This window comes from Robbsia sp. KACC 23696, assembly GCF_039852015.1.
Classification (GTDB): Bacteria; Pseudomonadota; Gammaproteobacteria; order Burkholderiales; family Burkholderiaceae; genus Robbsia.
In genome coordinates this window covers 596,560-621,824 of sequence record NZ_CP156628.1, presented here as the reverse complement: position 1 = coordinate 621,824, position 25,265 = coordinate 596,560, and the positions used below count along the sequence as shown (strand labels likewise).

The window sequence follows — 25,265 nt, the reverse complement described above, 5'->3', positions numbered from 1 at the left end:
AATATTTCTATTCAAAAGACACAGATCGAAAAGAATATAAATTTTGATTAATTATTTAATTCTGTTGGTTGTAAATAGTGGTACTAGTTCGGTCTTTTCCGTTTGTTGTTCGTACGTAAATAATATGTACGGATTTTATAGATAAAATCTAATGAGGGGGTTTTGTGTCAAACATTTATTCTGAATATGGCGGCGCCGTTGCGGATACTGGTGCGCAGGGCACTAACTTTTGGAGCTCCTACCGAAATGTCGTCAACGGCAACGCCTCGGCTCAAGATATCAATAACGTTATCCAGTTTGGAGCAGCGGTATGGAACGCAATCCCGGGCGAGATAACCCCGATCGATAGTTTTGTTAAATCGCTCGGTATCGGTACCGGTAGCCTCGGGCTTCTTTACACCGGCGGACAAATCGCGAGCGATTATTCTAAATATTCCAACGCAACGTCGGCTACTGATCGTGCAGCAGCTTTGGGTTCCCTCGCAAGTGATGGATTGGGTGCCATTAGCGGGCTAGGCGCCCTAGCAATGGAAAGCGGAAATCCGGTATTAGCCGCAGCGGGGGCTGCGGTGGCGATGACCGCAAATATTGGGCAGATTGTAGTTGGAGCTAATCAACAAGCCATCGGACAAGGGCTTGATAGCTTAATAAATCAGCTAAAAGCAATGCCTGATTCCGTCGCCAGCGATGCGAACGCAGCTGCAGGCTGGGTGAGCAACGAGCTCAATTCTCTAACTAATGCACTGTCTAACAGTCTGCCGGAAAATTCAGACCTTACCGATCCCGAAGGTAATCCAATTCCGAATGGCGACGGCGGCAGTATAAGCGTCGGCGGCGATGACGGAGGCGGGGGAAGTGGAGGTGGCGATGACGGAGGGAATGGAGGAGACGGCGTAGGTGGAGACGGTGGTGCAGGAAGCGGGACGGGTGGCACGGGGCCTGGCACTGGGTCCGGCACCGGAGGAACCATCGGATCGTCCGCTGGCCAGACCGGGTTGGGAGGGCTAGGAGGGCTTATCAATCGTCTCAGAAAATCGTTAAAGCGCAGAGACCCGATCGTCTTAGACCTGACAGGCAATGGAATTAATTTAACGGCAGAAAACACAAGCGGCACGTATTTTGACTTCGACGGCAATGGGTTTGCGGAACGTACCGGCTGGGTTGGTACTGGAACCGCATTCCTCGTGAGCCTTAATGGCGCGACCTCCGTCACGAGCGAAAGCCAACTGATTTCCTCTATCGAGGACCTTCGAGCATTTGATGATGACGGTGACGGCGTCATCTCATCAACTGATTCTTCGTTTAGCTCGCTCCGTGTTTGGACAGATGAAAATCGGAATGGAACTACAGATACAGGAGAACTTCTAACGCTGTCGGACCTCGGTATAGTATCTATTGATTTAAATTTTGAATCTCAAACGACGGACCTAAACGGCAACACAATTACTTCCATTGGGCAGTACATGCTCAGTGATGGCGTGACGCGCGCAATTGCGTCTGTGACGCTAGTTTCGAATAGTGCCTACACGCATGCTACAGAGACACCAAGCATACCCGACGCCATTTCGGTTCTGCCGCAAATAATGGGTGGCGGACAAATGTACGACCTGCACTCATCAATGGTGTATGACGCCGTACTAGCCGAGATGGTGCAAGAGTTCGTGATGAATTCAAGTAGCTACTCCGCAGCAACTGCGACTTCGAATCTCGAGTCAATCATGTACGAGTGGGCAGGCGTAGGTTCATTATCCGCGGCGAGCGGAGGTTCTTATTTATTCGATGCTCGAAAACTCGCATTTATTGAGAAATATTTGGGAGTATCTTACGATCAAGCCGTCGTTTCGCATAGCGTGAGTGATCTTCAAAAAATTTGGAGCGCACTGTTCGGGCAATTCGCGGGGCGGATGCTCGAGCAAACTTCAGCCGGCGAATCTCTTCTGCCGGAGTTTTCATATAACGCGACGCTTAATGAGATCGTCCCCACGAACAACATTATTCTATCTTTGATAGAACTTCAGATCAGACTTGGTTCGTTGACTGCGCAGAATCAGAATGATTGGCGCCTCGCGCTCGATGTGGTAAATGCTTACAAGGCACAGAACGGAGTTGATGATCATACGCTCTTTGGTCTTTTATCGACTACTTCATCTCCGGAAATCGCTTCTATTGCAAATGCACTAAATCAAGGGCTCGATTTCACCTTTACAAGTAATGGTGTCGAAATTAATGGCAGTACCACTGAGGATGAATTCTTCGCTGGACAAGGCATCGCAAAGCTTGTCGGTAATGGCGGCGGGAACTTCGGTGGAGGAACAGACTTCAACGATACATTCAATTATGCGCAAGGCGACGGTTCAGTTGAGATTGACGAGTCAGATGTTTTGGGTGGTAGTAATGTTCACAATCAGTTGATTTTTGATGCAGGCATTGATCCGAGCTCTGTGAAAGATGTCGCTGAGACTGGAAACGGCGATATTACTTTAACGCTTTCGGATGGCAGTCAGATTGTTCTCGATGGGATGGCGCGATCCCAGGCTAATGGCGTCCAGATCATCACCTTCTCCGACGGAACAACCTGGAGTCGAAATGATATCCTGAAGGCGGCGCTCACTAGCAATTCGGCAGCACTCTTTGGTGATTCAACCGTTAATACGCTTCACTCCACGGCTATTAACGCATATCTAAATGGTGGTGGAGGCGGGGATACCTTCATAGTTGATCCCGGCGCTGGAACTGTTGAGATTTCGGAGAACAGTGGGGACACTACGCCGAACACACTTCGAATCACCGGTTATACCGAAAATCAAGTCATAGTCAAGGCAGATACGTTCTCCCGGTTCGAGATTACCTTTAGCAACTCGACAGACAAAATATTACTAGACGGCGCCTTATTGACGTCTGACAACGGCGTTCAAAAGATCGTCTTCGATGACGGCACGACCTGGACTATCGACGATCTATACGAGCACGAGCTCGAGACCAGTGCGGGTGCCGACTACCTTGTCGGAAAGCAGGATGTCGCGGAACTCTTCAACGGGCTTGGGGGGAGCGACACGATCGTTGGCCGCAGTGGGGAAGATACATTTGTGTACCAAACCGGTTTTGGCAGTTTGGAAATCGATTCGAAAAACTACAGTGCACAAAACAGTATCCTATCCTTTGGTGAGGGGATTACGATGCAATCCGTTACCGTGTCTGCTTCTGCAGGCGGCGCTGGTATCGCGATTAAAGATGGTACTGCTGGCGACGAAATCGTCATTGATGGGGCGCTTAGCGATCCCGCGATTTCGGGCATCGCGATTGTACAATTTGCCGACGGAACCACGCTTTCAGCGGAGGAGCTTCGCGGTCTGGCTGGAGCGGGTTCGAGCGGTGCGGATACGCTCTATGGAGCATCCGGTGGTTCGGTAATGAATGGTTTAGGCGGTGCAGATTTTCTGATCGGAACCTCTGGGAACGATACGTTCATTTACCACTCCGGGTATGGCGCGCTCGAGATTAGCTCAGAGAATTATCTGTCGCAATTGAGCGTCTTGCGGCTAGGCTCTGGAATTGATAGGTCATCGATTCATGTAACACAGTCTGCGTCCAACAACGACCTTATTATTACCGACGAAGTCGATGGGGACATTATCACGATCAATGGCATGCTGCTACGCCCCGGCATTGATGGTATTCAAAGGATAGAGTTCGCCAATGGCGATACATTGACGGCATCGGAGTTGATAAATCTGTCAACCACAGGGACTTCCGGCGCTGATACGTTGTATGGCACGGCAAACGCCGACGTATTCGACGGCAAGGGCGGCGGGGACTACCTCGTCGGCCAGGGGGGCGCGGATACATTCACCTATGAAGCTGGTTATGGCGCCCTTAAGATCAGAGAAGTCGAGTCTGGATCCCCTACGAGTGTGTTGAAGTTCGGCGAAGGCATCACCGCGTCATCGTTGACGGTGGGTAACGCATTCGATGGAAATGATTTGGTCATCTCAGACGGCATCGCAGGTGATGACATTACGATCAGCGAAATGCTTGTTAACTCTAGTTTCGTCGGAATTGGAAAGATAGAATTTTCGGATGGCACCAGTCTCAGCAGTGACCAGATATTCGCGATGGAGGCGACTGGCGACAGTGGTTCGAACACGTTATATGGCACGTCTCGCAACGACGTGTTCGACGGCAAAGGCGGCGGCGATTATATCAACGAAGGCGGCGGCAGCGATACTGTCATGTTCAGTGAGGGTTATGGTCGAGTGGATGTCTATGGCTTTGCTGAATCATCGACCGTGAAGTTTACGGAAGGTATTTTTTACGACAAGCTTTCCGTCTCGGTTTCCGATTCCAATTTGGTTTTGAGCGATGGCACTTCCGGGGACGAGATTATCCTAGAAGGTATGCTATCGGGCGGAAGTCTTGACACTTCTCGAGATCTAACTTCCGTGAGTTTCGCAGATGGCTCGTCCTTAAGTGCGTCACAGCTATTTGATCTTTCCCGCACCGTTAAAGGCACGACTGGTAGCGATAAGCTTGATTCTGGTGGCAACGACCTCATCCTTGATGGTCTAGGCGGAAACGATACCTATCACTCGTACTATGCAAACGATACGTTTGTCTTCAATTCTGGTTATGGTGCGCTCGAGATCAACAACGAGAAATATGCGGGAGGAGACTTCGCAAGTATGCTTAGGTTTGGACCAGGCATCACCGAAGACTCGCTACGCGTGACGTCCGACGGTAACAACCTGGTCATTAAAGATGGGGTCGATGGCGACGCAGTAACTGTAGATTACTTCTTCTCAGAATACGGCTGGGCTGGCATTAATTCCGTCCAATTGGCGGACGGGACGAGTCTGAGCTCCGCGCAGTTGATCCAAATGGAGGAGACGGGTGGTATCGGTGCCGACACGCTGTATGGTACGAGTGGCGCAGACACAATCGACGGACGCGGTGGAAACGACCTCGCCATAGGGCGTGGTGGTGCCGATACCTTTATCTACAATGCAGGGTATGGCGCATTGGAGATCTCGTCTGAAGAAAATTCGGCCCCAACCAGCGTATTGCGACTTGGTGACGGTATCACTGCGTCGTCGATCACAGTGCGCAATAGTAAGTCCGGAACGGCTATTCAGATCACCGACGGTATTGACGGCGACGCAGTCACAATCGACAACATGTTCTCGAATTCGGGAGCCAATGGCATTGGCGTAGTTGAATTTTCCGATGGCAGCACGCTTACCGCGCAGCAGCTAATTGCGATGAATGTCGGTCGCGCGCCTGAAGCGACTTACATCGGGACGTCGGGAGCAGATTCGATCTATGGTAGTTCTCAAGACGATCTTTTTGACGGTAAGGGCGGTGGCGATTACGTGAAAGGCAATGCAGGCAATGACACGTTCGAATTCAATCAAGGCTATGGCGCATTGGAAGTAGACGAGAGTTGGTATAACGGTCAGGCACCGGTGCTCCAGCTCGGTGCGGGCATAAGTGCGTCAATGCTAAAAGTTAGCGTGGATGATCGCCATAACGGGCTGTTGATTACTGCCGGAAGCGCCGGTGATTCAATCGATCTTGACTATATGCTGAACGATGGACAGGGTGTCGCTTCTGTACGTTTCGCCGATGGTTCTGTGTTGTCAAAGGCGCAATTGATAGCGATGGAGACGAGTGGGACCAGCGGATCTGATTCGATGTACGGGACGTCAGCTGCAGATCTATTCGATGGCAAAGGGGGAGTGGATTACGCGAAGGGTGGCGGCGGTAACGACACCTTCGTCTTTAATCAGGGATATGGCCAGCTCGAAATTGATGAGTCGATCAATGACGGGGCAACTACGACGCTCCAGCTTGGCGCAGGCATTACTCGCGATAATCTCAAGGCAAGCTTCGACGCCGGGACGTTAGTTCTGACAGATGGTATTTCAGGCGACCAAATTCGCCTCGACTCACAAAAATACTCGGGTAACGGCATAAACTTGGTGCAATTCTCCGACGGGTCGACGCTAACTGATGCCGATCTACGTACGTTGCCGACGACGGGGACTGTCGGAAGTGACTCCATTACTGGATCTAGCGACAGCGAGGTGATCGATGGAAAAGGCGGAACAGATTACGTCAATGGCAATTGGGGCGATGACACCTTCATCTATAACCAAGGCTACGGAAGCTTGGAGATCGATAATTCGTTCTGGTATGGTCAAAACCCGGTTTTGAAACTTGGCAGCGGTATTTCAGAATCAAGTCTGCAAGTGACTACGGACGCTAACCATACCGGATTGATCTTGACGGACGGCATCTCCGGCGACCAGATTCATATTGACAATATCAAGAGCACTGAGCGGACTGGGGTGACTAGCGTCCAATTTGCTGATGGCATGACGATGTCGGCTGCGGAGTTGATTGGTCTCACCACGACTGGAACTGCTGGTAACGATACGCTTTATGGGTCACCTTATAACGATGCGATTGACGGGAAGGGAGGGGTGGATTCCGTCACGGGCAACGGTGGTTCCGACACCTATGTGTTCAATGCCGGATACGGCTCATTGACGATCAATAATTCAGGTTCGGGAACGCTGGCGTTGGGCGGTGCTGCAGAGGAGAACGTGTGGTTCAGTCAAGTTGGCGACGATCTTCAGATCCAATTGATGGGGACCTCGGATAAGGTGACAGTCCAGAACGGTTTCGGTTATTTTAGTCAATTGCATGAAATTACTGCGACGGCAACGCCAGGCGGTAGCGTGGTGGAGATCGACTCTGGTCTGAGCCAACTCATTCAAGCGATGGCGAATTTCTCGTCGCAAAATCCAGGCTTCGATCCGACGTCTGCCGCGAATCCTGCGATTACCGATCCTACGGTTCTAGCTGCGGCTCATAACGCCTGGCACGCGTAAATCACTGGGAGAGATTCCCTGTCTGGGAGAGAGGTGAACTGGCTCTCTCCCGTTGTTGAATGTTCTACTGCCGCGTATGCAGATCTTATTTATTCATCAGAATATTCCCGGCCAGTTCCGGCACCTGATATTAGCCATTTCCAAGGATCCTGCGCACGAGGTATGGGCGCTCGGTGAAGCGCGGCGAGTCGCTGCTAATTGGCGTCAAACGATTCCGAACCTAAAGTTGTTTGGCTATGTCTTCAATGAAGTGGCGTCGACGATCCCGAATGGATCGCTAAAGACGACCGACACTAATATCCGTCGTGGCCTGGCCGTTGCCAAGAGTCTTTCCTCTCTGGCTAAGCAAGGGTTGGCACCAGATGTCATTTATGGCCATCCCGGATGGGGCGAGATGCTTTTCGTGAGGGACGTGTTCCCTAACGCAAAGATCGTCAATTTTTGTGAGTTTTACTTCAATTTCGAAGGGCAGGATTGCGGCTTCGACCCTGAGTTTCGCGATCCAAACGTGACACCCTTTGATGTTCGGGCACAAAACATGACGCAGACGCAAAGTATGCTGTCAGCTGATCTTGGTATCGCGCCGACGTTGTGGCAGAAGTCGCGGTATCCGGCCGTGCTACAGAAGCAAATCGAAGTCGTGTTTGACGGCATCGATTGCGACGTGGTTAAGCCTAACCCGGTAGCTTCTTTGTCTCTGCCAAACGGCAAGGTCCTAGCGCCTACCGACGAAGTGGTGACCTTCGTTAACAGGAACTTGGAACCGTACAGAGGATTCCACGTTTTTATGCGATCTCTTCCGATCCTTCTCAAGGAACGGCCAAACGCACAGGTCGTCATAGTGGGCGACGATGGAGTCTCTTACGGACGGCCGCTGAAAGGTACGACATATCGAGAGTACTATACGAAGCAGGTTGGCGACTCTGTGGACTGGAGTCGCGTGCATTTTCTTGGGCGCGTTTCGTATGCACGGTATCTGTGCGTTCTACAGGTTTCGACGGTCCATGTGTACCTGACATATCCGTTCGTCCTGTCTTGGTCTCTCATGGAGTCAATGGCGGCAGGATGTGCAGTTCTAGCGTCTAGCACCGCTCCTGTGCTGGAGGTAATAGATGATGGGGTGAATGGGATGCTGGTTGATTTTTTTAATGCTGAAGCTTTGGCGGCGGGTGTGGTTAAAGCGCTTGAAAATAGAATTGACCTTATACCTATGCGGACGCGCGCATTTCATATTGCGCGTAAGCAATATGACTTAAATTCAGTTTGCTTGCCGCGTCTTTTTAAATATTTAGGATTAGTGAATTGAAAGTGCTTGAGGCTGGAAGAATCGGAAGTTACCAAATTTTTTTGCGTTCGATTTATCTTGGTGCGGCGGCGGGGGTAACCTGAAGTCAAAATCCGGAAAAGAATCAAGCCTCATTTCCGGCGTCAAACACATGAATTATAAAAGTCTGACCTGCCCCGGGAAACGAAGACCAAATTGATCTAGGATAATGGCGCATCGAGACGGAGCGCGTCATGAAGAAGAGTCGATATAGCGATGAGCAGATTGTTCGGATACTGCGAGAGGCGGACAGCGTACCGATCGCCGAGGTGGCCAAGCGTCACGGCGTAAGTGACGTGTCGATATATGCCTGGCGCAAGCGTTTCGGCGAGATGGTCAGCGACGACGTAAAGCGGCTGAAGGCCTTGGAGGTCGAGAATAACCGGCTGAAGAAGTTAGTCGCTGAGCGGGATCTCGAGATCGAAGTCATGAAGGAGATATCCGCAAAAAAATGGTGAGCGCACAGGTACGCCGAGACCAAGCCCGCTATGCCATTTCGCGCGGTTTGAGCCAATGGCGTGCGTGTGCGCTGATTTATGTGAGTCGCGCGAACCTCGGTTACGTCAGCAAGATGCCGAGCAAAAACGGCGTAGTCGTGGAGACGATGCGGCGGCTTTCGGGCGAGTACCCAAGGTTTGGATCGCGCCGAATACGGATCATGCTTGGCCGCGAAGGTATCGTAATAGGCAAAGAGCGATGCAGCCGGCTGTGGGCGCAGACAGGCCTGCAAGTGCCGCGCAAAAGGCGACGTAGGCGCATTGCTGGCTCTCGCCCGCGACCGCTGGCACCGAGTGCGCGCAATTCGGTTTGGCGTTACGACTTCGTCTTCGATGCATGCGCTAACGGTCAACAGTTGAAGTGCCTGACGGTCGTCGATGAATATACGCGTGAATGTTTGGCGATCGACGTGTCGGGCTCGATCCGTTCTGCTCGCGTCATTGAGGTGCTGAGCAAACTGATCAGCGTCCATGGAGCACCTCGATATATGCGAAGTGATAATGGCCCTGAGTTCGTAAGTTCTGCCTTGCTGAAGTGGGTCGTGTCGGAGAAAATCGAGTCGGCGCTGATCGACCCAGGTAAGCCATGGCAGAACGGGACAAACGAGAGCTTCAACGGGAAGTTCCGCGACGAATGTCTCGCGATGGAATGGTTCCGAAACCGTATCGAAGCAAAGATAGTGATTGACGATTGGCGACGGCACTACAACGAAGTGCGGCCGCATTCGAGCCTGAACTACGACACACCGCTGGCGTATCGCCAGCGCTTAGAAAGCGATTCAACCACTGCCGTTATTGCTAGAACCGAATGGTCTTAGGAAACCGGGCAGGTCAGTGGTCCTTTCACCAGGACGTAATGAAGTCTTCCGGCAGGAGGTTTTGACTGCCGATCCGTCCGTCGAAGCCGTGAAATCGGTTGCGCTAATGCTATTGGATTACGTGGCGCCATGTAAGCCGGCAAATCAGAGAGTTCGGCAAAATGCTGGAGAAGCAAGCGGCTCGGGACCTGGTTTGCAAAGCACTTATGTCCATCCCCGGTGTTGGTGTATTGACGGCGATGTCGTTCAAGACGGCCATTGACGACCCCTCGCGCTTTCGCCGAGTTGCGGACGTCGGCGCCTACCTAGGCTTGACGCCCCGAAAATATCAATCCGGCGAAGTCGACAGAAATGGTGGCATTTCCAAACAGGGCAATAGACAAACCCGGTCGTTGTTGTACGAAGCGGCGTCATGCCTGCTGTCGCGATATGGAAAAGAAACCAGTCTGGCTCGCTGGGCCAGCACGATTCGACAGGCGAAAGGATATAAGAAGGCAGTCGTTGCATTGGCCCGAAAACTGTCCACAGTGATGCTGAGCATCTGGAAATCGGGAGAACTGTATAAAGACAAAAGCGTCGTTCTGTCTGCCTAAATGCTAAACGCAGTAATTGTTGTCGTGGGCTTACCGATTGAACTGAGTTCGTCGCCATGCTCGACTCCGTCACCTTCTTTGCTATCGCAGTCAGGATAGCGTGAATCACATCGGAGCGAGTGCGACGTCTGGCTGCATGTTGTAGCGTGTGCTGAACGCGACTACGAAGACGACAAAGACCACAGTGAATCGGATTGTTGACCAATTAGACGACAAGAGGGTTTATCGGATATATCGGCAGTTGGAGCTGAATTTACGTATCAAACCGCGCAAGCGCCTCGTGCGTGAACAGCCTGAGCCCTTGGCGGTGCCGACGGCATTGAACGAATGTTGGTCGATGGATTTCATGCACGACCAACTGGCCGATGGCCGTAGCATCCGCTTGTTCAATGTGATTGATGACTTCAATCGCGAAGGATTGTGCATTGAGGTGGATTTCTCGTTGCCAGCACTGCGCGTGATTCGTTCGTTGAATCAAGTCATCGAGTGGTGACCATGCCTCGTTTTCACGTACAGCAACTCACGCTGCTTGTCGCATAGCCTCGTAATCACAAGGCGTACGGTATCCAATCGATGAATGAATACGCTGACGATTGTAAAACCCTTCAATCCAATCGACTACATCCAATCTCGCCTGTGCCCGTGTTTCGTACCGACACCGCGATGTCTGCTCGACCTTCAACGTCTTGAAGAAGCTCTCCATCGGTGCGTTATCCCAGGCGTTCGCTCGCCGACTCATCGACATCACCATGCCATACTGCTCGGCCAGTTCTCGGTGCGCCCAGCTTGCATATTGCACCCCGCGATCGCTATGCACAATCAGTCCACGTGGCGGGCGACGTTGCCAATACGCCGAACGCAATGCATTGCAGACCAGTGTCGCATCGATGCGATCGGACATCGACCATCCCACGATACGCCGGCTTCCCAGGTCCAAGATCGCGGCCAGATACAGCCAGCCTTCGCCCGTCGATAAATACGTGATATCTGCAACCCACGCTCGATTCCGCTCCCAGCCGTCAAAGCGACGTGCCAATACATTGGGTGCCACAGGCAATCGATGCGCCGAGTCCGTCGTTGCTTTCCATGCCCGCTTGTACACGGGCCGTAACCCCTGACGAATAAGGCTTCTACGCACGCGCTCAGCGCTTGTTTTTACGCCCTGCGCGGCCAGTTCCTTCACCAGTCGCGGGCGGCCGTACGTGGCGCGACTTCGCGCATGTAACATCGACACCTGGGCATCCAGATCGGCTCGACGCCGCGCGCTTTTGCTGGGCTTTCGCACGCGCCACTGGCAGTAACCGCTGCGCGAGACGCCCAACACCCGACATAGTCTGCTGACGTCATATTGGTCGCGGCTAGCGTCGATCCATGCATACTTCACCGCGACCCTTTCGCGAAGTATGCCGTGGTGGGTTCAATGGGTCATTGCAACACCTTCCTATTAATATCGAATGAGGGAGGGTTGAAGAATGGCACAGATGGGAAGGCCTGGGTTGCCGACAGAAGGCAAGGCGGAAGTTTGGCGGAGGTGGCGCGCCGGAGAATCGTTTCTTGGCATCGGCAAAGCGCTGGGCAAACCAGCCGGATCGATCTACGGCGTAATCCGGCTATGCGGAGGTTACAGCCCTGCTGTGCGCAAGCGATCGTTGCGGGCATTGACTCTCAGTGAACGTGAAGAGATTTCGCGCGGCGTGTCAGCCGGGCTTTCCATTCGGGCCATAGCGCGTGAGTTGCATCGTGCGCCATCCACCATTTCGCGTGAGATTGCGCGTAACGGTGGAACGGGCCACTATCGGGCTCTGGACGCCGATGAGAGAGCCTTGAAGGTTAGCTTGCGTCCCAAAGATTGCCTGCTGGAGCGCAACCCGCGCTTGCGCTACGCTGTTGAACGGAAGCTCTCTCGCGAATGGTCTCCGGAACAAGTAAGCGGCTGGCTTAAGCTCCGATATACCGATGACGAGTCGATGCGCGTGTCACACGAAACGATCTATCGCAGCCTGTTTGTGCAGGCGCGCGGCGTTCTAAAGAAAGAGTTGCAGTATCATTTGCGCACGCAACGCAAGATGCGTCATTCGCGCTTCTCCAGCACCAAGGGCGCGCGCAACAAGATAGCTGGGGCTGTTTCGATTCATGAGCGCCCGCCCGAAGCGGCCGACCGCGCCGTGCCTGGGCACTGGGAGGGCGATCTTGTCAGCGGCGCGAACAATACTCACGTCGCCACGCTGGTCGAGCGGCGCTCAAGGTTCACCATCCTCGTCAAGGTTAAAGGCAAGGACACGGTGAGCGTTGTGGCGGGCCTTAAACGCGAGGTAAAGCGGTTGCCGCAGCATCTACGCAAGACGCTCACCTGGGACCGTGGCATGGAATTGGCAAACCACAAAGACTTCACGATCGCCACGGATGTGAAGGTCTACTTCTGTGACCCACGAAGTCCCTGGCAACGCGGCACCAACGAAAATACGAACCGACTTCTGCGACAGTATCTGCTCCATGGTACGCAGCTTGATCAATACTCGCAGGCGCAACTGAACAAAATCGCAGCGCGCCTCAATGAACGGCCGAGAAAGACCTTGGGCTTCATGTCTCCGGCCGATAAACTACGCGAGGCTGTTGCGACGACCCATTGAACCCACCGTCGCTTTTGAGAGAATCTCCACGTCCAGTTTCGCACTTGCCAACTCTTTGCGAAGCCGACTGACCTCCGCTTCCAGCTCCGAGACGCCCGGCTTGGCGCGACTAGTTGGCACCGGCGTGCTAGCCGCTGACGCAGCACCTTCACGCTGCTGCTTGCGTGCCCAGTTGCCGATCGTCGCCACCGGCACGCCAAGACGACGTGCTGCCTCGTTGTGCCCAACAGAATTTGCCAGCCTTGCCGCTTCCACTCGGAATTCCTCCGTGTAGCGACGATTCGGTACGTTTTTTTCGCCCATCTCGACCTCCGTTCAACAGATTATCTAACATCTCTGCCGTACGTCGTTTCGAGGCATGGTCATGTGCTGATTTCTCGCAACCTGAGTTCCTTGACCAATCGATCCTGCAAGGTCAAGTTTGCGCGTTCTACTCGGCCTTTTGCCTGGCTACTATTCGCGCACCATGTGTCGATATTAAGCTCGAAGCAAGCACGACCAAACTGCGTTATGCCTTTGCCAAAGCTCTTTTCCTCATTGCTATTGCCATTGATGCGAAACACCGAAAATTTATCACTGTACAGCGCCATCGGTTTGCCATGGTTGTCCAGGTATTGGCGCAACGCCTCGAAATAGCTAAACGTCGACTCTGTCTGCGTGAAGTGCAAGGTCATCAATCGGCTTGTCGCATCATCGATAAATACGAGTAATACGCACGACGCCGCGCGTTCCTCAAACCACCGATGATCGCTGCCATCAATTTGGATTAACTCGCCCACACACGCGCGTCGATTGCGCGGCTGATGAATCTTCGGTGGACGGAGCTTGCGAGGAACCCAGAAGCCGGCAGCAGTCATTAACCGACGAACGGTAGCCACCGACAGATCAAAGCCGTGCGCCTCGCGTAGCTTCTCACAAGCGAAGGTCGGGCCGAAGTCAAGATAGCGTTTGGCAACCAAACCCAAAACACGTTCCGCCAGGCCCGGTGGCAATTGATGATTACTCGCGTGGGCACGCTTGCGAGAGATTAAACCCGCCGGACCTTCATCGCGATAACGTCGACACAGACGTTCCACCTGGCGCACGCTGAGCTTGAGTTGCTCAGCCGCTCGCCATGGCATCAACAAGCCGTCTATGACGGCTTGGATGATCTTGATTCGTCCAAGTTCGCGCATGCTCATGGTAATAGATCCAGAGTTATCCATGGCGCGCTCGCAACTAAGGTCGGTGGACGCTTAGCTTGCGCCCAAAACGAGCTCAGTGCGACATTTCAATTGATCGCAAGCACGACATTACTATTGAACGCTAACAAAAATTTCGGTTGATAATTAATCTTATGTTAAATAGGTTCGGTCGGTAAATCTGCACACGCACTGATGCTGTGAAATGCCCGTCAACCGCGCTATCACTTACCGTCCAGACGGCTGGATACCTTAGAATCGGAGCATTCGGCCCAATTGCGAACTGCAACGCGGCTGCCCCTGACTTGGATGCATTTGCGTGGTTCACGAACTCACCGAAACCATATTGCTGATTTTCGCGGCGCTGTTTCCGATCATCAACCCGCCGGCATCGGCTTTCATCATCCTGAGCCTGCTGCCGCACGCGAGTAAAGCCGAACGTGAGGACGTCGCGCGTCGCGTCGCGGTGAACAGCTTCTTCATTTTGCTGGCATCGCTGTCCATCGGCGCATACGTCCTGTCTTTTTTAGGCATTTCGATCCCGGTATTGCGTGTCGCCGGCGGCTTGATCATTGCCATGGCCGGTTGGAACCTGTTGCAATCGCCTGAGGTCCAGGACGATGGCGACATTGATCCCGAGATCGCCGATGCCGTTGTCACGAGTCCTGCGTCGGCGAGTAAGTCGACCGCTTCGGCAGCGCAAGAGCATATTGCCGACGTCCCAGCGCCTGCCGTGGCGCGTCGACTCTCGCGGCGACGCACCGAACTTCAGTCCAAGGCGTTCTATCCCCTGACTATGCCCATCACGGTGGGTCCCGGATCCATTTCGGTTGCCATCGCATTGGGTACCGGTACGCCGCGGAGCGGTTTGGCGCCAGTGCATTTCATCGGTGTCGCCATCGCCTTGGCACTGCTGAGCCTGACCATTTACCTATGCGTTCGCTTCGCCGCACATATCGAGCGCTTGCTCGGGCCGACAGGAACCCAGGTCGCCATGCGTCTGTTCGCATTCGCGATTTTCTGTATCGGCGTACAACTGTTGTGGCTCGGACTCGCCGATCTGTTCAATTCGCTTCATATCCACGGATAGCGACAGATCACTGTGCAGGGCCCTGCTGCGCCCGTTTTTTTCATTACTTCAAAGGTGAAAAATCGGTCGGCTTCATCATCCGCGATTCCAGATTCAGGATCGCGCCGAGCTCCTTGTTCAAGCGGGAAAATTCAAGCCAACGAGGATCGGAAGCCATCTTCCCTCGCCGCTCGGCGCGATCGTCGAGACTGGTGTAGGCCCATATATGCACAACCTGATTCACCGTGCCGAACTCGGTTGTGAAGAAGCCGACAAGTTGACCGAGGTGTTCCTGTTGCACTGCCAACGCTTCGCGCTTATAGAGCGCCAACCAATCGGCGAGTTTGACGGGAGCGATGGTGTAGGTACGCAGTTCGTAATACATGGTGGTCTTTCCTTGTAGTGAAGCAGTAAAAAAGGCGATGCATCAGTTGGTTTTTGTGCCGACTACGCCTACTGTTTGGCCTGATGCATGATGCGCCGCCAGAAACGCAAAGGTCATGGCGGGCCCTAAGGTGATGCCACCCGACGGATAAAATCCCTCCATCATGCTCGACATGTCGTTGCCGCAGGCGTATAGCCCGTCGATGGCTGCGCCGTCGCGGTCAAGCACTTGCGCGTTGAGATTCGTCTGCAGACCGGCAAACGTGCCAAGGCTTCCGGCAACCACGCGTACGGCGTAGAACGGCGCGGTTTGTAATGGCGCCATACAGGGATTGGGAAGCGTATTTGTCACGTCACCCTGCATCTTGTTGTACGGCGTTTCACCTTTTTGGAAGGCCTCGTCTCTACCGTTCTGTGCCTGCGCATTGTAGGTATCGATCGTTTTCGCGAGCGCTACGGGATCGATGTCGCACGCCTCTGCCAGAGCCTGAATGGTGGCTCCGGATTTGAGATAACCGTTTCGGATAAATCGTCGCAGTGGCAGCGGACGAGGCTTTACCGCGCCCAATCCATAACGACGAATGAAACGGTGATCGACGATCAGCCAGGCTTGGACGCTTTCTTTCGGCGGCAAGGCCTCGATCAGGTCGCCCATGAAGTCGTAGTACGAATTCGCTTCGTTGGTAAATCGTTTGCCGCCGCGCGTTAGGGCGATCAAGCCAGGCTTCCCGCGCTCCAGCAAATGGGGGAAATGTCTTACCTCACCATTCGCGCCCGGGACAAGGGACACCGGCGCCATTGCTGCTGCCGACGCCAGGGCGCTATTGACCACGCCACCAACCGCTTCGCCAAGCCGCAGTCCGTCTCCGGTATTGCCACGCGATGCAGCGGACCAATGTTCCTTCCCGGACGGCGCATGCGGTAACAGCGCTTTCTTCCGATCGGTGTCGTGCGGAAAGCCGCCACATGCCAGGACGACACCGCGTCGGGCGTGGATGTGCACGTCCCCTGCTCCGTCGCTGCCTACAACGGCGCCGATGATGCGCTGCTTGCCGATGGCGCCGCCTCGCTCTCGACCTAGAGATACGTGCGCGTTTGCCTCTCCGCAGCGTGCGCTTGCACCCTCGCGCATTTCGCTGGCCGGCACGTCGGCCGTCAGCAAGCGACGCGCCGGCGACGCCCGCCCGTCGCAGCGCCCGGGGTGTTACCGTGCATGTCGGGCATCATATTGCCATCGACGAACTGCAGCGCTGTATGCGCGCGAAAGAACGCCACCATCTGCGGCGCGTATTCCAGATAGGCAAGCGCCCGCGCTGCATCGAAGTGCTCGCCTAATTCCGCGCGAAGATAGTCCAGCGGTATGTCGATGTCCTCCACGATGCCGGCGGCTTGCGCGAGAGGATTGCGTGGTATCCACATCCAGCCACCAGACCAGGCTGTCGTGCCGCCGAACTGGCCTTCCTTTTCGATAACGATGACTTTCATGCCTAGCTTCGCTGCCGTTACGGCTGCGGCGAGTCCGCCGGCCCCCGATCCAATGACGAGCAGATCGCACGCTAGCGATGTCGGCGCCGCCCCTGCCCCCGCCTGATCCGCCGTACCGGTGCGCTTAGCGCTGGCGCTCGCGGGATGCATCGCTAATGTCAGGGTGGACGTGGAGTCGCGCATCCGATAAATCATCTCGAAGGTCGTCCCTGGTACGAAAGCGCACGCAGGGGCTGCTGGTTGCATGAGGCTTTTTAAGATATTCATCATTTCGGCCCGTCATCGCCATAGGGAATTGGCGTATCGCCTCCGCTTGCCGAAGGAGGCATGCGATAATCGCAGTCATTCGCGCTTCAACGGAACGGCAAGGTGAAGAAGTCCCTGCATATTCACAAACGTGACCTCATATCCGGGCTGCAAAAAGGGCTCGGCTTGCTACAGCTTTTTTCCGCATCGGTTCCCCGCATGACCGTTCCGCAAGCCGCCTTGCTTGCCGATATGAGTCAGAGCGCGGCTCGGCGGTTTCTGCTGACCTTGGTTCATGACGGCTATGCCGAGACCGACGGCCGAAACTATTGGTTGACGGCAAAGACGCTCGGTATCGCGCAAGCCTATGCAGACTCGGCGAAGTTTCCGAAAGTCGTCCGTCCGGTTGCCGATCATGTCAGCCGCGTAACGCAGGAACATGCATCTGTGGCGGTCCGAGATGGCAACCATATGGTCTTCGTCGCGCGAAGCCGCAATAGCCACGTGTCGTCCGCGACCATTCGAGTGGGCGCGCGCGTACCGATGTATTGCACCGCCAGTGGGCGCCTTCTGCTAGCCACCCTCACGCAAACTAAACTCGATCAATACTTCGCCGAAGAGGCGTTGACGGCCGTGACGCCTTACACCAAGACAGGCATCGACGAAGTGACAGCCGAAGTGCGACGCGCCGGGGTGCAAGGTTATTCCATCGTCAATGAAGAGTTGGAGATCGGCATGCGCGTGATGGGCGTGCCGTTGAAGAATCGCGATTTCAAATTCGCCGGCGCGCTCTGTCTTACCACGCATGTATCGCACGTCAGCGAAGCCGACATGATTAGCCGCTATCTCCCAGTCTTGTACGAAGCACAAGCATTGCTGCAACCAATCCTAGAGGCCGAGGTCGTCGATTGGGCGGTACGTTGAAGTGCCCGACGGACGGTGTCGTGCACGCGTTCATTCGCGACCGACGGTCCAGCGATAGCTCCACAGGCCGGTAAGGCAAGCCACGAAACAGCATCCCGCGAGCAGCACCGCCCCACTCGCCTCCTACCGCAAACCCTTGGATCGCTCGTAGCAATACCAACAACGCAGGCGCCCACAAGCCGATTTGCTGAAACGTTGGCAGCATGGCCGCCGCCGTGCCGTAAAGGAAGAAATCGTACCAGTCGATAATCGCGCCGATTGAACTGGCGAGCGCGGCACGGCGCGCGTAAGCATCGTTGCCGGACGCGCGGGATCGTTGCTCATCGGCGCTGAGTCCGGAGCGTGGGCCGTCTATTTCCATGCGCTGATTCCGCAGCGGAAGCATGGCGCTGCGTTCTGCATTGGTCTGACTTGTCATCCTCGTCTCCTGATGCCGGGCAAGGTCCCGGCGTTTTCTGCTTATTGGATTCCGCTGATGCGTCCGTTATGCACCCGGCCGACGGCGTATCGTTATTGTTGTCTTCGGCGTCCTCAAGCAAGCACGCGTGAGCGCGAAGTGACCTGCTCCGGCGGGGTGAGCGTCGTCGTGTCCGTCGTCGCCTTCTGTCGCGCGGCGAATTTTGCGATACGCCAGCCGAAAACCAATGCGGGTCCTAGCGTCGTTCCAGGGCCCGGATAGGTGCCGCGGAAAATGGAGGCGAGGTCGTTGCCGCAGGCGAAAAGTCCGTCGATGATCCGGCCGTCCACATCCAGGATCTGACCATCGGCATTACCCGTCAGCCCGGCGCTGCACGCCAGATCGGCGGGGCGAACGGTGACTGCGAAGTACGGCCCAGCACCAATGGGACGGATGCACGGATTGGGCTTTTGCGCGGCATCGCCGTTGAAGCGATTCATTGGACTGCTGCCGCGATGAAACGCCGGATCGCGTCCTGCCGCCGCCTCTCGATTGTATTCATCGACAGTCTTTTGTAGTCCGTTCGCATCCACGCCGAGCTTTCCGGCCAGTTCGGCGAGCGAATCCGCTTCGATCAGATAGCCGGCCTTTTTGAAATAGGCGATGCGGGCTCGACTCCGCCCGCGCATGACAAGGCCCAAGCCGTAGTCGCGCAGGAAGGCGGCATCGACGATCAGGTGAGCGGGTACGCTCTGGCCGTCGCCTTGATCGCGCAACATGCCCATCACGAAGTCATGATACGAATCGGACTCATTGACAAAGCGCTTTCCGCGGCTATTGACGGCAATTAGACCCGGCTTCGCGCGGTCGAGCAGAATATGCGGCCAGAGCCCTTTTTCGCCATCCGGCTCGCCGATAACGGAACAGGGCATCCACAGCGCCGGGCTATCTTTCCCGTCATCGAGCATGGCGTGCGCTTTCAGCGCACTGCTGATGCCGTCGCCAGTATGCGTTTCTGGCGCCAAGGACAAGGTCGCGGCCTTGGGGAACAGTTGTTTTCGTAATGCCGTATTGCGTGTGATGCCACCGGTCGCGAGGACCACCCCTTCGCGCGCACGAATCCGTTTGTGACCGCCTTCCCTCTGCGCGACGATGGCGCCGGTCACCTTTCCGTCCTCCACCACCAGCTCCACAAGGGGCGTCTCGAAGCGGATATCGACCTTCGTTTTTCGCAGGCTATAAAGCAGTCGCGCCGCCAGCGCATTTCCCATGACGAGCTGGGTCCCGCGCGCATGACTGAGGCGATCGATCATATAGCGACCGACCACTTCCATCGTTCGGACCAAATTTTTCGTGGAGGCAAAAGGCGATAACAAGGCATCGAGATCCGCACGCGGCACCATCATGCCACCGAGGCCCATGAACTCCTTGCGCGGTGGCCTCACCCGTTTGAAATCTTCGCCGAGCAGTCGCCCGTCGAACGCGAGCGGGGCGAGCGCGCGTCCGCCGAATGCCGCGCCCGGTCCGTTCACGTAGTCGGGATGCGCCGCGGCCGCGACGAATTTGACATCGGTGATGCGTTCCAGCTCGTCTATTGCCTGTGGGCCGCTTTGCAGGAAGGCTTCGCGCGCCTCGTCGAAGCCACGATCGCCCACGACGGCGTGCAAAAAAGTGCGCGCGGCTTCTACCGTGTCGGGCACGCCGGCCCGTTCGCTCTGGCGGGTTCCCGGAACCCACGTCGTGCCACCGGACGTGGACGTGATGCCGCCCACGCTATCGGTCTTCTCGCACAGCATGACGCTCAATCCCTCGTGCTGCGCGATCAGCGCGGCCGTCATCCCACCCGCTCCCGCGCCGAAGACCAGCAGATCGACCGATTCATCCCATATGTCTTGCTTCAGCGATTCCATCGTCATGCTCCTTTATGCCGGCCGATGCAGCGCGCCGTTACTTTCGCATAGCATCTGCCTGCGCATTTTTAAGAATATTAATCGTAAGTGGAATACAATTCAAAAAAATGGACCGATGCCGTATGACATCGTTTACCCCCGCTCATGCGCGCTCTCACGTCGCGTGACGGCGCGTTTTCGATTTCCAGTGTCTTGGAATGTTGCCGAATTGATGCGTATTACTAACAAGAAATGTGGTTGTAGACGGACGGACGCAGGCATCTTGAGTATCGGCTTTCGGCCGCTGGTCATCTATGGCGCAGGACGCGAATCGGGTTCCAGCGCCGGCCCTAGCCTCGCCTGCCGCGCCGCCGCGACACACACCGCCTACACCATTCCCTTTACCGGTACGACCGGACTGATATTCGCCGACGACGTTGCCGCCGCATACGAGGCGGCCCTGCTGCATCCCATCGACGGTGCGCACGTCTTTACGCTGGCCGGGCACATCGCGTCTATCGAAACCGTGATCGAGACGCTATCTCAGATCGTTCCCGATGCAACCATCGACGCCGCTGGTACGCCATTACCGATCGCGTCGCATTTTCCGGTCGACGAGGCTTTCCAGACCTTGTTCCCCAACTTGCAGGAAACCCGCTTGATCGATGGCTTGAAACAGACCATCGATTTTTATCGGCATACATGATGCGAACCGCAATGCCGCACGTCTGTATCATCGCCACTAATGACGATTAAGGCAGCGGCGCATTGCGATTCCGCTTACGAAGTGAGCGGCTTCGATTCGAGCAGGAAATCGACCATCAGATCTTGCAGCGCGGCGAACATATCCAGGCCAACGCTCCCCTTGCAACCGCGCGCACGCGCCGCTTCGATCCACGGCGACACATGTGGGGAGGTAATCGCACAGGCAACAAAGGTGTCTGACGATAACTTGTCTATCTCTACCGGGAAGGGATCTTCCGGTTTCATGCCCATCGGCGTCGCATTGACGACCAAGCGGAAGCCGCTGGGGTCGGCGCTGCCGACGCCGACATTGTCGGGAAAACGCTGTCTCAGCCGGTCGATCAGCGCATCGCGCCGCGTGACATCCGCATCGTGGATGGCGAGAAACGACACGCCGGCCTCCAGCAAAGCCAAGGCGATGGCCGTGCCGGCGCCCCCCGCCCCAACGAGCAACGCACGCTTGGCGCGGGGATCGCCCCCTTGTTTGACGATGCCGCCCACCATCCCCATGCCGTCGACCATATCGCCGTGCCAGGAGCCGTCGGCATTTCGACGCAGGATATTGACCGCACCGAGGAAGTCGGCGCGTTCCGTCGCGCTGGCGCAGTGCGGATAAGTCGCAAATTTATGCGGGATCGTGACGATGATGCCATCGACGTTGCGACACAGACCGAATGCGCCGATAAAGGCGTTCACATCCTGCGGGGTGACGTGAATCGGCACGACGACGGCATCCTGGCCGCGGGCGTTGAGCGCATCGGTCACACTGCCCGGCGACTTCACCTGCTTTATTGGATCGCCAATGATGGCAAGGACGCGTGTGGCGCCGCTTAAGTTCAGATGCGCTCCCATCTCTCTTCTCCGTATTGTGGACGCGTCGTCAGCGCACCGCGGCGACATGCGCGCGGCGCCCTGCGTACCGATGCGATCATTCGGCATGCGCCTGCGCTTCGCAATCAGGGATCGGCGCATTTGCGCCGATTATCGAAGGAAGATTGCGATTATCGCAAGAAATGGGGGTTTGTACCGATTAGCGGCGAATGCCGTGTGTCCAGCCTGGCACGTTCACGTAGTAGCGGATTGCCTTGCCGGCGCCGTCGCTCCAGATTTGTCCCAGGGCCAGCATCTCGACGAGGTCACGTGTGGCGGTGGCTTTCGACACACCGGTAATTTTTTGATACTTCTCGGCGTTCAAGCCACCGGAAAAGCCGGCGTCTCCGTCGTCGAGAAGGCGTTGTAATACTTTATGTTGACGCGCATTGAGGGTGGCCACGGGATAACGTTCCCAAAAGCGTCGTTTCTCGATCGCTTGATCGATTGCCTGGCTCGCGGTATCGAAAGCGGCCGTACATTGCGATGCAAACCACCGCACCCACAGCGTGACATCGACACCGCCCCGCTGTGCCTGATTCAAAAAATCGTAGTACGACGCGCGCACGTCGAGCAACTGACGCGACAAGCTATAAAGGCGCAGTGCCGGGCGTAGGTGCTGCGCCAAAGCCATGTCCGCGATCGCCCGGCCAATACGGCCGTTACCGTCTTCGAAGGGGTGGATGCTCTCGAACCAAAGATGGGCGATGGCTGCACGCGCCAAGCCGTTGATCGGCGGCCAGGAAGGCCCAACCGCCGATGGTGCGGTCGCGTTGAACCACGCCAGGAAGTGTTGCATCTGCGCGGGGACGGCTTTCGACGGCGGCGCCTCGTAGTGCACGATCTCCTGTCCCGGACTGCCACTGACAATCTGCATCGGGTCGTGATGATCCCGGTATCGGCCCACGGCGATACGATGAATGCCCGAGGTTCCCCCCGGAAATAGCGCCGATTGCCAGCGGCACAGCCGGTCCTCATCCAGCGGGAGGTCACAGGCGCTTGTGGCGTCGCTGATTACGTCGACCAAACCGTCTACGTGTCGGTCCGCGGGACCGCTTGCGTGCAGTCCAAGTCGACGCATGACGGACGAACGGACAATGTCGATTGATAGGCGTTCGCCTTCGATAGCGGCCGTCGACAGTACGTCGTTTGACACCGCCTCCAACACTTCCGGACTGGTGTGCTGCAAGTCGATCGCGAACGCTTTACCCTCGACAAGCCCATGCATGCGATAGGCGGCAGCGAACGTCGCATCGCAATGGCGCGCGTCGTAATCGAGGTGGGGCCAGCGGGGATGGCGCCAGATCCAAGCGGAATAGGCATTCATGCACCGCATTCTACACGATACGGCTCATTTTTTGAGTCGTATCGTGTAATTTGCGGCTCATCGCTTGGGCGGCAATCCGGGACGCGCCGTCTCAGCGCTTACGCTTTGCGCAGGCGGAGCCGGCCATCGGTATCCACCTGGGCGGATAAACCGCGATAATCGACGACCGACAGATGCGATCCGATGTTCATCGGGTGGTGGTGATCATGCGTCGCGGTGAGGACCACAAGGTCGCTTCCGGCTGCTTCCCCGGCACGAATGCCGGCGGGCGCGTCTTCCCACACGAGACAATCCGCGGCGGCAAACCCCAAACGCTGGGCGCCATGGAGGAAAGGGTCCGGTGCCGGCTTGCCGTGACGGATCTGCTCGGCCGTCACGAGTACCGGTGGCACCGCGATCCCTGCCGCTCCCAAGCGTGCCCGCGCAAGCGCATCGCTGGCTGACGTGACGATCGCCCATCTGGCCGGCGGCAGACTCGCCAAAAAGGGAAGAATCCCCGGTAGCGCGGTGACGCCCTCTAGATCCTCGACTTCGGCAGCCGTGACCCAAGCCGCCTCTTTCTCGACATCGGTGCCGGCGGGGGCGAAACGCTTGACGGTATCGATCGCGCGGACGCCGTGCAGGTGCGGAATCACCGTGTCGGGATCCAAGCCCATCCTGTGGCACCACGTCGTCCAAATGCGATTCGCCGACGGGATGCTGTTGAGAAGCGTACCGTCCATATCGAAGAGAAAGGCGTCGTAGGCGCGGTGCAAAGTCGGGTGCAGAGAGTCGATGTCAGGCATGCGGTACCGTGGCAAGGGGAAGAATCCCTCAGTTTACCGTGTATCGACGCCTCACTCCCCGCCGCAACACAAAGGGTCGAGCGAACGATGAAGCATCGCCGCCCATACGGGATGCGGCGACACGCTGGCGCGGCCTTTTCAGCGGCGACGACGAATTGTCTCCACCGCGCACCGGTTTTGCTATCCTAGGGCCTCTTTCATCTTGGCTCCGTGCCCTATACGTCATGCGTCTGCTGCTCGCTTTGCTGCTCCCCTGGTTGCAGTTTTTTACGATCGGACGTCCCATCGCAGGGTTGATCTGCCTCGTTCTCCAGATCACCGTGATTGGTTGGATCCCGGCGGCAATTTGGTCGGTCTATGCATTGAGCCAATATAAGACGGATGAGAAAATCCGTAACGCGATGATTGGCCGCTGATATCGTCCGACCGGCGCCGCAGGTCGGCGCCACGGCGTATTTTTTTGTCGATCGAACGAGATGGAGCCTATGTCAGCAACGCGCACGACTACGACCACCAGCAGGAAGCCCGCGCAAACCACCAGCAGGAAGCCCGCGCAAAAAAGCGCGCCCGCGGCCGCCCGCACGCGGTGTGTCTGGGCCGGCAACGATCCGCAGATGCAGGCCTATCACGACACGGAGTGGGGCAAGCCGTTACGAGACAGTCGCGCGTTATGGGAGTTGCTGATGTTGGAAGGGTTCCAGGCCGGCCTCGCCTGGATTACCGTATTGCATAAGCGTGATGCGTTTCGTAGCGAATTCGCCGGCTTCGATCCGAAGAAAGTCGCTCGCTTCGGCGAAGCCGATATCGCGCGAATGTTGGAAAATCCCGGCATCATCCGCTCTCGCGCCAAGATCGCCGCGACGATTCGCGGTGCGCAGATCTTTTGCGAGATGGCGCAAAACGGCGAGGACTTCGCCGACTTCATCTGGTCCTTCTCGGACGGAAAGGTATTGCGCGGCGATGGGGTGACGCGCCATATCACCACGCCGCTTTCCGAGACGATGTCGAAGGCGCTGAAGAAACGCGGATTCAAGTTTGTCGGGCCGACGATCGTCTATGCCTTCATGCAAGCCTGCGGCATCGTCGACGACCACGAACAGCACTGCTTCTGCCGCTGAAGTGCCGCGTCGTCGCGGCAATCCTCCCACGCAGCGAGGCGTTCCCGATAGGCAACGTCATCGCCCGTGTCAGCGGATGGCATTATGCCGGCCC

The 25,265-nt window shown here is 56.1% G+C and carries 15 protein-coding genes and 6 pseudogenes; 11 read left to right on the top strand and 10 right to left on the bottom strand.

The window, feature by feature from the left end:
* Window positions 1-164: 164 nt before the first annotated feature.
* The 5 genes and pseudogenes from ABEG21_RS24015 to ABEG21_RS23995 all read left to right on the top strand — a co-directional run.
* Window positions 165-6,890, top strand: coding sequence for a calcium-binding protein (locus ABEG21_RS24015; protein ID WP_347558116.1), 6,726 nt, complete (start codon window positions 165-167; stop codon window positions 6,888-6,890).
* A gap of 52 nt (window positions 6,891-6,942) precedes the next feature.
* Window positions 6,943-8,196 carry a glycosyltransferase gene (locus tag ABEG21_RS24010; RefSeq protein WP_347558115.1) on the top strand — a complete coding sequence of 418 codons (1,254 nt, stop codon included), beginning with the start codon at window positions 6,943-6,945 and terminating at the stop codon, window positions 8,194-8,196.
* Between the two features lie 212 nt (window positions 8,197-8,408).
* Window positions 8,409-9,529 (top strand): IS3 family transposase gene (locus ABEG21_RS24005; RefSeq protein ID WP_347558114.1). Its coding sequence is split into 2 segments (ribosomal slippage): window positions 8,409-8,667 and window positions 8,667-9,529, totalling 1,122 coding nucleotides; the frame shifts between segments, so codons are not numbered across the junction.
* A gap of 161 nt (window positions 9,530-9,690) precedes the next feature.
* On the top strand, window positions 9,691-10,122 hold the full coding sequence (locus ABEG21_RS24000) for a transposase (protein ID WP_347558113.1): 432 nt from the start codon (window positions 9,691-9,693) through the stop codon (window positions 10,120-10,122).
* Between the two features lie 214 nt (window positions 10,123-10,336).
* Window positions 10,337-10,612 (top strand): annotated as a pseudogene (locus ABEG21_RS23995) (IS3 family transposase); the annotation flags it as partial.
* Window positions 10,613-10,642: 30 nt separating this feature from the next.
* On the opposite strand, the pseudogene ABEG21_RS23990 reads toward ABEG21_RS23995, so the two are convergent.
* Window positions 10,643-11,530 (bottom strand): annotated as a pseudogene (locus tag ABEG21_RS23990) (IS3 family transposase); the annotation flags it as partial.
* 64 nt (window positions 11,531-11,594) lie between these two features.
* Between ABEG21_RS23990 and ABEG21_RS23985 the strand changes: the two are divergent.
* Entirely contained in the window at window positions 11,595-12,752 is a 1,158-nt protein-coding gene (locus ABEG21_RS23985) for an IS30 family transposase (protein WP_347555274.1), read from the top strand.
* A 12-nt stretch (window positions 12,753-12,764) separates the two neighbouring features.
* On the opposite strand, the pseudogene ABEG21_RS23980 reads toward ABEG21_RS23985, so the two are convergent.
* Window positions 12,765-13,055, bottom strand: a pseudogene (locus ABEG21_RS23980) (transposase); the annotation flags it as partial.
* A 62-nt stretch (window positions 13,056-13,117) separates the two neighbouring features.
* A pseudogene (locus ABEG21_RS23975) lies at window positions 13,118-13,957 on the bottom strand (ISNCY family transposase); the annotation flags it as partial.
* Between the two features lie 295 nt (window positions 13,958-14,252).
* Here ABEG21_RS23975 and ABEG21_RS23970 point away from each other — a divergent pair.
* Window positions 14,253-15,023, top strand: coding sequence for a MarC family protein (locus ABEG21_RS23970; RefSeq protein WP_347559059.1), 771 nt, complete (start codon window positions 14,253-14,255; stop codon window positions 15,021-15,023).
* A gap of 43 nt (window positions 15,024-15,066) precedes the next feature.
* Here ABEG21_RS23970 and ABEG21_RS23965 read toward each other — a convergent pair whose 3' ends face one another.
* Both ABEG21_RS23965 and ABEG21_RS23960 read right to left on the bottom strand, forming a co-directional pair.
* On the bottom strand, window positions 15,067-15,387 hold the full coding sequence (locus tag ABEG21_RS23965) for an NIPSNAP family protein (protein ID WP_347559058.1): 321 nt from the start codon (window positions 15,385-15,387) through the stop codon (window positions 15,067-15,069).
* Window positions 15,388-15,429: 42 nt separating this feature from the next.
* Window positions 15,430-16,950, bottom strand: a pseudogene (locus ABEG21_RS23960) (FAD-dependent oxidoreductase); the annotation flags it as partial.
* Between the two features lie 290 nt (window positions 16,951-17,240).
* On the opposite strand from ABEG21_RS23960, the gene ABEG21_RS23955 reads away from it, so the two are divergent.
* The gene (locus tag ABEG21_RS23955; RefSeq protein WP_347559057.1) at window positions 17,241-18,041 is read left to right on the top strand and encodes an IclR family transcriptional regulator C-terminal domain-containing protein; all 801 of its coding nucleotides are present in this window, start codon (window positions 17,241-17,243) and stop codon (window positions 18,039-18,041) included.
* Window positions 18,042-18,141: 100 nt separating this feature from the next.
* Here the strand turns inward: ABEG21_RS23955 and ABEG21_RS23950 are convergent.
* Window positions 18,142-18,402: pseudogene (locus ABEG21_RS23950) on the bottom strand (hypothetical protein); the annotation flags it as partial.
* A gap of 170 nt (window positions 18,403-18,572) precedes the next feature.
* Window positions 18,573-20,348: an FAD-dependent oxidoreductase gene (locus ABEG21_RS23945; RefSeq protein ID WP_347559056.1), complete on the bottom strand. Its 1,776-nt coding sequence runs from the start codon at window positions 20,346-20,348 to the stop codon at window positions 18,573-18,575.
* Here ABEG21_RS23945 and ABEG21_RS23940 point away from each other — a divergent pair.
* A complete protein-coding gene (locus ABEG21_RS23940; RefSeq protein WP_347559055.1) occupies window positions 20,326-21,033 on the top strand; it encodes a hypothetical protein in 708 nt (235 codons plus the stop codon). The genes ABEG21_RS23945 and ABEG21_RS23940 overlap by 23 nt on opposite strands.
* A 74-nt stretch (window positions 21,034-21,107) precedes the next feature.
* Here ABEG21_RS23940 and ABEG21_RS23935 read toward each other — a convergent pair whose 3' ends face one another.
* The 3 genes from ABEG21_RS23935 to ABEG21_RS23925 form a co-directional block, all read right to left on the bottom strand.
* Entirely contained in the window at window positions 21,108-21,923 is an 816-nt protein-coding gene (locus tag ABEG21_RS23935) for a shikimate dehydrogenase (RefSeq protein ID WP_347559054.1), read from the bottom strand.
* A 178-nt stretch (window positions 21,924-22,101) separates the two neighbouring features.
* The gene (locus tag ABEG21_RS23930) at window positions 22,102-23,268 is read right to left on the bottom strand and encodes a Fic family protein (protein ID WP_347559053.1); all 1,167 of its coding nucleotides are present in this window, start codon (window positions 23,266-23,268) and stop codon (window positions 22,102-22,104) included.
* A gap of 98 nt (window positions 23,269-23,366) precedes the next feature.
* Window positions 23,367-24,053 (bottom strand): HAD-IA family hydrolase, encoded by a 687-nt coding sequence (locus ABEG21_RS23925; RefSeq protein WP_347559052.1) that lies wholly within the window; start codon window positions 24,051-24,053, stop codon window positions 23,367-23,369.
* A gap of 224 nt (window positions 24,054-24,277) precedes the next feature.
* Here ABEG21_RS23925 and ABEG21_RS23920 point away from each other — a divergent pair, with 224 nt between their 5' ends.
* Together ABEG21_RS23920 and ABEG21_RS23915 are read left to right on the top strand one after the other, a co-directional pair.
* Window positions 24,278-24,469, top strand: coding sequence for a YqaE/Pmp3 family membrane protein (locus ABEG21_RS23920; RefSeq protein ID WP_347559051.1), 192 nt, complete (start codon window positions 24,278-24,280; stop codon window positions 24,467-24,469).
* 69 nt (window positions 24,470-24,538) lie between these two features.
* A complete protein-coding gene (locus ABEG21_RS23915) occupies window positions 24,539-25,171 on the top strand; it encodes a DNA-3-methyladenine glycosylase I (protein ID WP_347559050.1) in 633 nt (210 codons plus the stop codon).
* Window positions 25,172-25,265: the final 94 nt, after the last annotated feature.